General features: G+C 52.3%; 12 protein-coding genes. 11 read left to right on the top strand and 1 reads right to left on the bottom strand.

All coding sequences use genetic code 11. The features are described from left to right. Window positions 1-85 precede the first annotated feature (85 nt). The 10 genes from ACNRUY_RS16800 to acpS all read left to right on the top strand — a co-directional run bounded on the left by ACNRUY_RS16800 (window position 86) and on the right by acpS (window position 9,157). Window positions 86-553: a SoxR reducing system RseC family protein gene (locus tag ACNRUY_RS16800; RefSeq protein WP_488112806.1), complete on the top strand. Its 468-nt coding sequence runs from the start codon at window positions 86-88 to the stop codon at window positions 551-553. A 212-nt stretch (window positions 554-765) separates the two neighbouring features. Further along, window positions 766-2,190, top strand: a complete 1,425-nt coding sequence (locus ACNRUY_RS16805; RefSeq protein ID WP_488112807.1) for a DegQ family serine endoprotease — start codon at window positions 766-768, stop codon at window positions 2,188-2,190. A gap of 252 nt (window positions 2,191-2,442) precedes the next feature. Continuing rightward, window positions 2,443-4,242: a translation elongation factor 4 gene (gene lepA, locus ACNRUY_RS16810; RefSeq protein ID WP_488112808.1), complete on the top strand. Its 1,800-nt coding sequence runs from the start codon at window positions 2,443-2,445 to the stop codon at window positions 4,240-4,242. A 112-nt stretch (window positions 4,243-4,354) separates the two neighbouring features. After that, a complete protein-coding gene (lepB, locus tag ACNRUY_RS16815; RefSeq protein ID WP_488112809.1) occupies window positions 4,355-5,170 on the top strand; it encodes a signal peptidase I in 816 nt (271 codons plus the stop codon). Between the two features lie 24 nt (window positions 5,171-5,194). After that, the gene (locus tag ACNRUY_RS16820) at window positions 5,195-5,569 is read left to right on the top strand and encodes a DUF4845 domain-containing protein (RefSeq protein WP_488112810.1); all 375 of its coding nucleotides are present in this window, start codon (window positions 5,195-5,197) and stop codon (window positions 5,567-5,569) included. Next, the gene (gene rnc, locus ACNRUY_RS16825) at window positions 5,566-6,264 is read left to right on the top strand and encodes a ribonuclease III (protein ID WP_488112811.1); all 699 of its coding nucleotides are present in this window, start codon (window positions 5,566-5,568) and stop codon (window positions 6,262-6,264) included. The genes ACNRUY_RS16820 and rnc overlap by 4 nt, the downstream gene beginning before the upstream one ends. Window positions 6,265-6,304: 40 nt before the next feature. Beyond that, a complete protein-coding gene (gene era / locus ACNRUY_RS16830; RefSeq protein ID WP_488112816.1) occupies window positions 6,305-7,216 on the top strand; it encodes a GTPase Era in 912 nt (303 codons plus the stop codon). After that, a complete protein-coding gene (recO, locus tag ACNRUY_RS16835; RefSeq protein ID WP_488112812.1) occupies window positions 7,200-7,937 on the top strand; it encodes a DNA repair protein RecO in 738 nt (245 codons plus the stop codon). The genes era and recO overlap by 17 nt, the downstream gene beginning before the upstream one ends. 65 nt (window positions 7,938-8,002) lie before the next feature. Continuing rightward, entirely contained in the window at window positions 8,003-8,752 is a 750-nt protein-coding gene (pdxJ, locus tag ACNRUY_RS16840) for a pyridoxine 5'-phosphate synthase (protein ID WP_488112813.1), read from the top strand. A 24-nt stretch (window positions 8,753-8,776) separates the two neighbouring features. Beyond that, window positions 8,777-9,157, top strand: coding sequence for a holo-ACP synthase (gene acpS, locus ACNRUY_RS16845; protein WP_488112814.1), 381 nt, complete (start codon window positions 8,777-8,779; stop codon window positions 9,155-9,157). Window positions 9,158-9,344: 187 nt separating this feature from the next. On the opposite strand, the gene ACNRUY_RS16850 is transcribed toward acpS, so the two are convergent. Continuing rightward, on the bottom strand, window positions 9,345-9,620 hold the full coding sequence (locus ACNRUY_RS16850) for a hypothetical protein (RefSeq protein ID WP_488112815.1): 276 nt from the start codon (window positions 9,618-9,620) through the stop codon (window positions 9,345-9,347). A 52-nt stretch (window positions 9,621-9,672) separates the two neighbouring features. Between ACNRUY_RS16850 and ACNRUY_RS16855 the strand changes: the two genes are divergently transcribed. Then, on the top strand, window positions 9,673-9,807 hold a 135-nt coding region (locus tag ACNRUY_RS16855; protein ID WP_488111291.1), incomplete at its 3' end, for a transposase.

Below are 9,807 nucleotides of genomic sequence, written 5' to 3' on the forward strand. Positions count from 1 at the left end.
GTAATGATCAGGTAAGATTACTGGACTTCCCTGGGCGGTTTTCTTTTATTATGCTCTTACCGTTGTATTTCGGGTTTTCAGGAAAATGATTGAAGAGCAAGGCCAAGTGGTTGCTGTCAAGGGGGACTCTGTCTGGGTTGAAACAGTCAGAAAATCCACCTGTTCAAGTTGCAGTGCGCGTCATGGTTGCGGTCAACACCTTTCCAGTAAATACCAATCCAACGCTTCTTTTTCGTACATCAGGGCCTTCAGTCAGTTTACCCTTCAGGAAGGCGATCAGGTCATCGTGGGTATTCCAGAAGGAGCCCTTATGAAAGCCTCCATGCTGGTGTACCTTATCCCACTGCTTTTGATGATGGTGTCGCTATGGTTGTCAGGACTGGCAGGTTTCAGTGATGCCGCCACAATGATGTTTGCTGTCATTGGGCTTGGTCTGGGGTTTCTGCCCGTAAAATGGTTTGGTCAAAGGGCGGGTGATATGTGCCGGGTGGATGTTATCAGGGTTGTTCAGCCAGAAGGGGCTCTGATCGTCGGCAGGCAGTCGCTGGTTTGATCACAGTGGGTTCTCTGTAACAGGGGCTGAAGTCAGTGACGGTGTTTTTTTCAGATGACTCACGGAGCCTGTTGTAAAAATTGTGGATGTTTTGAAAGACGCCTTTTTTGAAAGACGATCCCTGTAAAAAACGCCACTCAAAATGTTTAGTTGCATGCCCAAGGCGAAGGGTGTGTTAAAACCACTATTTCGAGGTTGGAGAAGCAAGGTCTATGAGCAGAGTTAATCTTCTCTTAAGAAAAATTCTTTTTAGTTGGGGGATGTGCCTGATTCTGCTGCAGGCATCCGTTGCCAGCGCCAATACCCTGCCGGATTTTACCCGGCTGTTTGAAGAGGCATCACCTGCTGTAGTGAATATCAGTACCCTTGCCAAGCCCAAAGGGCGTCAGCAGTTTTATGGGCCGGGTGGAGAGGATATTCCAGAAATTTTCCGCCGTTATTTCGGTATTCCGTTTCCCGATGAGCCCCCTTCAGGGAAGTCCATGCCCATGTCTCTTGGGTCTGGTTTTATCATCTCTGCCGATGGTTATATCCTGACCAATAACCATGTTGTTGACGGCGCGGATCAGATAATCGTTAAACTCAGTGATCGCAGTGAGCGTTCAGCAGAGCTGGTGGGATCGGACAAGCGCTCAGATCTTGCGCTGTTGAAGATCAAGAGTGACCGGAGTCTGCCAGTGGTTAAGTTGGGGGATTCTGATGAGATCAAGCCCGGTCAGTGGGTGGCTGCTATTGGGTCTCCTTTTAATTTTGAGTATTCCATTACAAAAGGCATTGTCAGTGCCCTGAACAGAAGTCTGCCCAGTGATTCCTATGTGCCCTTTATCCAAACCGATGTGCCTATCAACCCCGGTAATTCCGGTGGGCCATTGTTCAATATGAAAGGTGAAGTGGTGGGGATCAATTCCCAGATTTTCACCCGCTCCGGTGGATTCATGGGGCTCTCCTTTGCCATTCCAGTCGATCACGTGATGTGGGCTGTGGATCAGCTAAAAGAGAAGGGGTATGTGACTCGCGGCTGGCTGGGCGTGGCTATTCAGGATGTAGACCGGGATCTGGCGGAATCTTTCAGTCTGGAGCGCCCCATGGGAGCCCTGGTCAGTCAGGTGGTTCCGGGCGGGCCTGCGGATAAAGCCAGGCTTCACCCGGGCGACGTGATCATCCGGTTTAATAAGCGGGAAATCAGCAGTTCGGGGGTTCTGCCCATGTCAGTGGGGGTCGTCAAGCCCGGTGAGAAAGCCACCCTTGAGTACATCCGCAGTGGCAAGCGCAAAACCGTTGAAGTGGAGGTTGGTCAGCTTCCGGATGAAAATGTTGGGCCTGAGCGGAGCACCAAACCCGCGCCAGATAAAAACCCCCTGGGGGTTCAGGTGGCAGAACTGGATGACAACTATCGCAGCAAGCTCCGCCTGGATGAGGATGTAAAAGGTCTTGTGGTCACTGGAGTTACCCGGGGAGCAGGGCGATCCATTGGTCTGCGCCAGGGAGATGTGATTACTGACTTGAACAATCGCACAGTCTCCAGCCTGTCTGAGTTTAATAAGGTGGTTGCCAAGCTGCCTAAAGACCGCTCCATTTCAATGCGAGTGATACGCGGTGGCAACCCCGGTTATATCACCTTCAGACTGATGGATTGATTGGCCAGGAGGCGCTACCCAAGCCCGCCGTCTTTCAGAAGAAATCAGCCCGCTTATTCCGGTCATGGAGTAGCGGGCTGACATGCGATAGAATTGTCTGGAACTCTTTTTATATAGAAGACCGGACTTTCAGCCGATGACTCTGAATAACCCCAGTGTTGTGGTTTTTCGTGTACGGTGTAACCGCCGGTCTGGTCAGGCCAAATTCAGTCCCTGCCTCTGCAGGGACAAATTTTTTGTAGTGATGCTATTGTGAGCGACCTAAGCTTAATCAGGAATTTTTCAATCATTGCCCATATTGACCATGGTAAGTCGACCCTGGCTGACCGGTTTATCCAGACCTGTGGTGGTTTGAGTGACCGTGAAATGCAGGCTCAGGTACTTGACTCCATGGAACTGGAGCGTGAACGGGGCATTACCATCAAGGCACAGAGTGTGACCCTTGATTACCATGCCCAGGATGGTCAGACCTATCAGTTGAACTTCATCGATACTCCGGGACATGTGGATTTTTCCTATGAGGTTTCCCGCTCCCTGGCGGCCTGTGAAGGGGCGTTGCTGGTAGTGGATGCGGCCCAGGGGGTGGAAGCCCAGTCAGTGGCTAATTGCTACACCGCCATTGAGCAGGGGCTGGAAGTGATGCCGGTCCTCAATAAAATGGATCTGCCCCAGGCGGAGCCGGATCGGGTGGCCCAGGAAATTGAGGAAATCATTGGGATTGATGCCACGGATGCAGTGCGCTGCTCTGCCAAAAGTGGGCTGGGGATTGATGATGTTCTGGAGCGTCTGGTGCAAACCATTCCGGCTCCTGAGGGGAGTGTTGATGGTCCGCTTCAGGCACTGATTATTGATTCATGGTTTGATAATTATCTGGGCGTTGTCTCTCTCGTACGGGTTAAAAACGGCACCCTGCGAAAGGGTGAGAAAGTCATTGTCAAGTCCACCGGTCAGGCCCATGTGGTGGACAATATTGGTATTTTCACGCCCAAGCGTAACCCCACCGGAGTCTTGAAAGCGGGGGAAGTGGGTTATGTAGTTGCGGGTATCAAGGATATTCATGGTGCCCCGGTGGGTGATACCCTGACCCATGTCAAAACCCAGGAAGTTGAGGCGCTCCCGGGCTTTATGACCGTTAAGCCACAGGTGTATGCCGGTCTGTTCCCCGTCAGCTCTGATGATTTCGAAAACTTCCGGGAAGCCCTTGAAAAGCTCAGTCTCAACGACGCATCCCTGTTCTACGAACCGGAAAGCAGTGATGCTCTCGGATTTGGTTTCCGCTGCGGCTTCCTTGGGATGTTGCACATGGAGATCATTCAGGAGCGACTTGAGCGGGAATATGATCTTGACCTGATCACCACCGCCCCCACGGTTATTTATCAATGCCAGATGAAAAGCGGGGAAACGGTGGAAGTGGATAACCCTTCCCGGTTGCCGGACCCGGCTGGCATTGATGAAATCAGGGAGCCGATTGTCCAGGCCAATATCCTTGTACCCCAGGATTATCTGGGTAATGTGATTTCCCTCTGTGTTGAAAAGCGTGGGATTCAGAAGGACATGCAGTTCACCGGTGGCCAGGTCGCCCTGACGTACGATATGCCGATGAATGAAGTGGTCCTGGATTTCTTTGACCGACTCAAGTCAGTGAGTCGCGGCTTTGCCTCTCTGGACTATGCTTTTGACCGTTTTGAAGCCGCAAAAATGGTCCGGGTGGATATTTTGATCAACGGTGAAAAAGTGGATGCCCTGGCGGTAATCGTCCATAAGGATCACTCGATTTCCCGTGGTCGTCTGCTCACCGAGAAGATGAAAGAGATCATTCCCCGGCAGATGTTTGATGTTGCCATCCAGGCGGCCATTGGTGGTCAGATTATTGCCAGGACTACGGTCAAGGCACTGCGCAAAAATGTGACAGCCAAGTGCTACGGCGGGGATGTCAGCCGTAAGCGCAAACTGCTGGAAAAACAGAAGGCGGGCAAGAAGCGTATGAAACAGGTGGGTCGGGTTGAGATCCCCCAGGAAGCCTTCCTGGCAGTTTTAAAGGTCGACAAGTAAGTTACCTTTGATTATATCTAATTGATGATTGTTGGAATGATCCGGTCTGGCGCTGCCATTTCGCAGGCTTATATAGACAATTAAGGTTGAAGAGGCTCAGAGAAAAACAACCATGGATATTAATTTTCCCCTGCTGTTGGTACTGTCGGTCTTTGTTACGGGTATCATTGCGTTGTTTGATCGGTTCGTACTGCTTCCAAAGCGGCGTGCTGCCTTAGCCCAGCTCAATGGTGGGGGGGGTAACAGCGGTGTGCCGTCAGTGGAAGAGATCCCTCAGGAACCGGCGGTTGTTGAAACCGCAAAGTCCATTTTTCCGGTGTTGCTGCTGGTGCTGGTGCTGAGGTCGTTCCTGTTTGAACCCTTCCAGATTCCATCGGGTTCCATGATCCCAACCCTGGCGGTAGGGGATTTTATTCTGGTGAATAAGTATGACTACGGTTTGCGCCTGCCAGTGGTCGGAACCAAAGTGTTGTCTGTGGGAGACCCCAAGCGGGGGGATGTCATGGTGTTCAAACAGCCTGGTAAGGAAAGCATCAATTTTATCAAGCGGGTCATTGGGTTGCCCGGAGATGTGGTTCGATATTCTGGTAAGCGGCTGACGGTGAATGGTGAGCCGGTGCCGGAGGAATTTGTGGCCCAGCTCAGCGATGAACGCTCTGTCTATCGGCTTTACCGGGAAAGTGCTGAAGGAAAGCAATACCAGGTTCGAAAAGAGCTGACCAGCAATGATCCCAGGGCTGAAGGGGTGTGGACCGTACCCGAGGGCATGTATTTTGTGATGGGGGATAACCGCGATCGCAGTAATGACAGTCGTTACTGGGGCTATGTTCCCGAGCAGAATATTGTCGGTAAGGCCGTTTATATCTGGATGCACTGGCCAAGCTGGACAAGCCTTCCCAGTTTCAAAAATAATGGTGTGATCAAGTAACACCGTTCTCAGGAGGAGAGTGCAATGAATGGAATGAAACACCAACAAAAGGGAGCAACGGCTCTTGGGTGGCTGGTAGCCCTGTTTATTGGAGGCTTGTTCTTGTCCCTGGCCTTGAAGGTAGGGCCGCTGTATATGGATGACCTTGCGGTGGGAAAAGTGGTCTCCTCACTGTCTGAACGACCAGGGGTGAGCACCGCCTCTGTCACTCAGGTGAGAAGCTGGATTGACAAGGGGCTTCAGACCAATCTGGTCAAGTTGGATCGTAATGAGGTAAAGCTCACTCGCGAGAATGGCCAGGTGCGTGTGGATATCGATTATGAGCGCCGGATTAACTACCTCTACAATATTGATCTTGTATTAACATTTAACCATTACTGGAAAGCTGAATCTCAGTGAAAACCGTTGACCTTGCCCGGCTGGAACGCAAGCTGGGCTATGAATTTTCGGATCGGGGCCGTCTGGAACTGGCCCTGACCCATCGTAGTTGTGGCAGTCGAAACAACGAGCGGCTGGAGTTTCTGGGTGACTCGATTGTTAATTTTGTGATTGCCGAAGCCCTGTATGAGCGATTTCCTCAGGCCCGGGAAGGGCAGTTGAGCCGTCTTCGAGCCCGTATGGTTCGCGGTGTCACTCTGGCGGAGCTGGGTCGCGAGTTTGAGCTGGGTGAGTTTCTCCGCCTGGGCTCCGGAGAGCTGAAAAGTGGCGGTTACCGTCGTGAATCGATTCTGGCCGATGCGGTAGAAGCCATTATTGGCGCCATCTATCTGGACGCCGGGATGTCGGTTTGCCATCAACGGATCCGTAGCTGGTTTAATACCCGCCTTGATAATCTTTCCACGACGGATCAGCAAAACAAGGACCCGAAAACACGGCTGCAGGAATACCTCCAGGCCCGGCAGAAGTCGCTGCCAAAATATCAGGTAACCGATATCAGTGGTGAGGCCCATGACCAGGTGTTTACCGTTATCTGCGCCCTGGACTGCCTGGATGAACCGTCCAGTGGTGAAGGGTCAAGTCGGCGGGGAGCAGAGCAGCAGGCCGCCAGGAATGCGTTGAAACAGCTGGGTGTGGAATTTGTAAATGACCTCTGAAGTACAGGCAATTCAGGGGGCTTCTGAAGAAGAGGCTCTGATGCTGGATAATACCCGATGTGGCTATGTGGCGATTGTCGGTCGCCCAAATGTTGGCAAGTCAACCCTGCTCAATCATGTGTTGGGGCAGAAGTTGTCGATTACCTCCCGGAGACCCCAGACGACCCGCCACCAGGTGCTGGGTATTAAAACCGAAGAAGGCGTTCAGACGGTCTATGTGGATACCCCTGGTATGCACAAATCCCAGAAAAAGGCCATTAACCGCTATATGAACAAGGCCGCCAGCAGTGCCCTGGCTGGGATTGATGCGATTGTGTTCGTGGTGGACCGGTTGGCCTGGACGGAAGAAGACCAGATGGTGCTGGAGAAGGTTCGTGGTGCCCGCTGCCCGGTGATTCTTGCGGTCAACAAGGTGGATCGGGTACGGGAAAAGGCTCAGCTGATGCCTCATCTGGAAACCCTGGCCGGTAAGATGGACTTCAGGGCGATCATCCCTATCTCCGCCCAGCACGGCCATAACCTGGATGAGCTGGAAGCCATGATTACGGAACTGATGCCCATGAGCATGCATCATTTTCCGGAAGATCAGTTGACAGATCGCAGCTCAAGATTCCTGGCAGCGGAGCTGGTCCGGGAAAAAGTCATGCGCCAGTTGGGCGATGAGCTGCCTTATGAGATCACGGTTGAAATTGAAGAGTTCAAACAGGAAATGCGGCCAAAAGGGCCCCTGCTGACCATCAGTGCCCTGATTCTGGTAGAGAGAGACACTCAGAAAGCCATTGTCATCGGTGATCGGGGAGCCCGTCTCAAGAGGATTGGTCAGGATGCCCGGAAGGATATGGAGCAACTGTTCGATTCAAAAGTGATGCTCAACCTGTGGGTCAAGGTGAAGGCGGGCTGGTCCGACGATGAGCGGGCCCTCAAAAGCCTGGGGTATGACCATAGCCAGTGAGTTTCACCGGGCCTGGCTGCTTCACCGTCGACCCTATAAAGAGCGCTCGGTGATTGCGGACTGCCTGGTTGAAGAGCATGGTCGTGTATCCATGGTGGTACGGGGCGTCCGCCAGGCTCGATCAAAACCATCGGTGCTGCTGCAACCCTTTAATCCACTGCTGGTCCGCTGGAAAGGCCGCAGTGAGTTGAAAACGCTGGTGGATATTGAGCCCGGTGGCAGTTCTGTCTTTTTGACCGGCAAGCGGCTTTACTGCGGCTTTTATGTGAATGAGTTGCTGATGAGAGCCATGATTTCCGGCCAGCCTCTGGAAGGTGTTACCTCACTTTATCAGGAAACCGTTGCCAGGCTGGCCCGGGGTGAAGCGGTTGAGCCGGTGTTAAGGTCCTTTGAACTGGACCTTCTGTCACTCTCCGGTTACGAGCCCTCCCTTGCCTGGGACGCTCTAGAGGGGAATCCCCTGAGAGAAGGCGTCACCTATCGTTTTTTGCCGGAGCAGGGATTGTTACCGGTAACAGGCCCTGTAGCGTCCCGTGAACGGAGCTATTGTTACCGGGCTGAAGTGCTGCTTGCCCTGTCCAGAAGGGACTTTAACCAGCCCCATTATTTTTCCAGCTTCAAACGGTTTACCCGTCAGGCGCTTGAGCCATTGATTGGTCTGAAGCCCTTGCAGAGCCGTCTGTTGTTTCAAAAGTCAGATACCCGTGTATCGGTTTCCTGAGTGTCGAGCTGCTGATTGATGCTGATCAATAGAAGCCGTCAAAAGAAGGATTGAAAGGAAGTAACATGATTCCACATCAGCGTATTTTGTTGGGCGTGAACATTGATCATGTGGCCACACTGAGGCAGGCCCGGGGTATTCAGTATCCGGACCCGGTTCAGGCGGCGATTGAGGCTGAAGAGGCAGGCGCTGATGGCATCACCCTGCACCTGAGGGAAGACCGTCGTCATATTCTTGACCGGGATGTTCGTCTGATCCGTGAGGTCCTTCAGACCCGGATGAATCTTGAAATGGCCATTACTGAAGAGATGCTTGGGATTGCCAAAGAGATTTGCCCGCAGCATGTCTGCCTGGTTCCGGAAAAACGCCAGGAAGTGACCACTGAGGGTGGTCTGGATGTGGCTGGCCAGTTTGACGCTGTGGCCAGTGCCTGCTCACGGCTGGCAGCCCATAATAGCGAAGTGTCTCTCTTTATTGATCCGGACCTGGATCAGATTGAGGCAGCGGCCAGGGCTGGCGCACCGGTCATTGAGTTGCATACCGGGGCTTATGCCGAGGCGGAGACAGGCGCTGAAATGGATAAAGAACTGGTAAGGCTCCGCCGGGCGGTGACCGTTGCCCGGGAACATGGACTGGTGGTGAATGCCGGTCATGGCCTGAATTATCAGAATGTTGAGCCGGTGGCCATGATTGCCGGTATTCAGGAGTTGAATATCGGGCACTCCATTATTTCCAGGGCGGTGTTTACCGGGTTGAAAGCCGCGGTCAGGGAGATGAAAGCCCTGATGCTCCAGGCTTCCCGGAATGCATTTTAATCGGGCTTTGTTGATGGGATGGGTATGATTGTTGGTATCGGTACGGATATTGTCCGGATTGACCGGATTCAGCAGTCACTCAAGCGGTTGGGTGAGTCCTTTGCAAAGCGGATTCTGACCGATGCCGAGTTCAGCCAGTGGCGCTCCCATCCGGCCCAGGCGGCCTTCCTGGCAAAGCGCTTTGCCGCCAAGGAGGCGCTTGCCAAGGCACTTGGAACGGGTATTGGTAAAGTGTCGTTCAAACACATTGAAGTGGCCAACACCGACTCCGGTGCCCCGTTCCTGACTTTGTATGGTTATGCGGCTGAGTTGCAACACCAGAAAGAGATCGCCAGCCTTCACCTCAGTATTTCTGATGAGCAGGAATATGCTGTGGCTTTTGTGGTGTTGGAAACCATCAAGTAATCAGAAATGTTTTATATAATCTCCCTGGTTCCCATGCTCTGCGTGGGAACCCAATCGAATGATGAACGCAACGCCTCTGTTTCATTCGTCTGCACTCTGGGTAGGGGTGAGAGCCAAAGAATATGACCGGGTAGACGTCATCCGTTGTATCAGCCTGTAGGCAGGTTTTTTGTGAGGAGGACGCCCTCTAACATCCCGTTTTCTTGAGCGATGACCAAGAAACAGTTGCTATTTTACCACTGCCTTTGCTCATTTTCTTCCGATCCAGCATACGGGCCTCAAATTCAAATTTTTCAGAAATCTTGACCACGAGTAGTTTGTTAAAGTTACCCTTTCGCTTTACTGATACTTTTTCTTGTTTTTTTTCAGGCGTTATTGTTTTTATCTCTACGAAATCGTTACCAAGCCTGCCATCGGAACCCTGTGTCCTCGGCCTGTGGCGTTTGATACAGGAGTTACCCACGAATTGTGGACACCCCGCTAAGTTAGATTACAGTCTAACTGGGAGGTGTATCATGAGCCAATATAGAAACCCTGCTTATACCGAAGAGTTCCGAAAAGAAGCTGTTCGTCTGGCAGGCTTACCAGACCACAAAGCTTCTGCTGTTGCTGAACAGCTCGGTATCAGCGTACAGCAGATCTACAATTGG

Source organism: Endozoicomonas sp. Z74 (assembly GCF_057680865.1).

Coding starts and splice junctions, on each gene's coding strand:
- ACNRUY_RS16805 (WP_488112807.1), top strand. CDS start 766: ATGAGCAGAGTTAATCTTCTCTTAAGAAAAATTCTTTTTAGTTGGGGG.
- pdxJ (WP_488112813.1), top strand. CDS start 8,003: ATGATTCCACATCAGCGTATTTTGTTGGGCGTGAACATTGATCATGTG.
- era (WP_488112816.1), top strand. CDS start 6,305: ATGCTGGATAATACCCGATGTGGCTATGTGGCGATTGTCGGTCGCCCA.
- ACNRUY_RS16800 (WP_488112806.1), top strand. CDS start 86: ATGATTGAAGAGCAAGGCCAAGTGGTTGCTGTCAAGGGGGACTCTGTC.
- ACNRUY_RS16820 (WP_488112810.1), top strand. CDS start 5,195: ATGAATGGAATGAAACACCAACAAAAGGGAGCAACGGCTCTTGGGTGG.
- recO (WP_488112812.1), top strand. CDS start 7,200: ATGACCATAGCCAGTGAGTTTCACCGGGCCTGGCTGCTTCACCGTCGA.
- acpS (WP_488112814.1), top strand. CDS start 8,777: ATGATTGTTGGTATCGGTACGGATATTGTCCGGATTGACCGGATTCAG.
- lepB (WP_488112809.1), top strand. CDS start 4,355: ATGGATATTAATTTTCCCCTGCTGTTGGTACTGTCGGTCTTTGTTACG.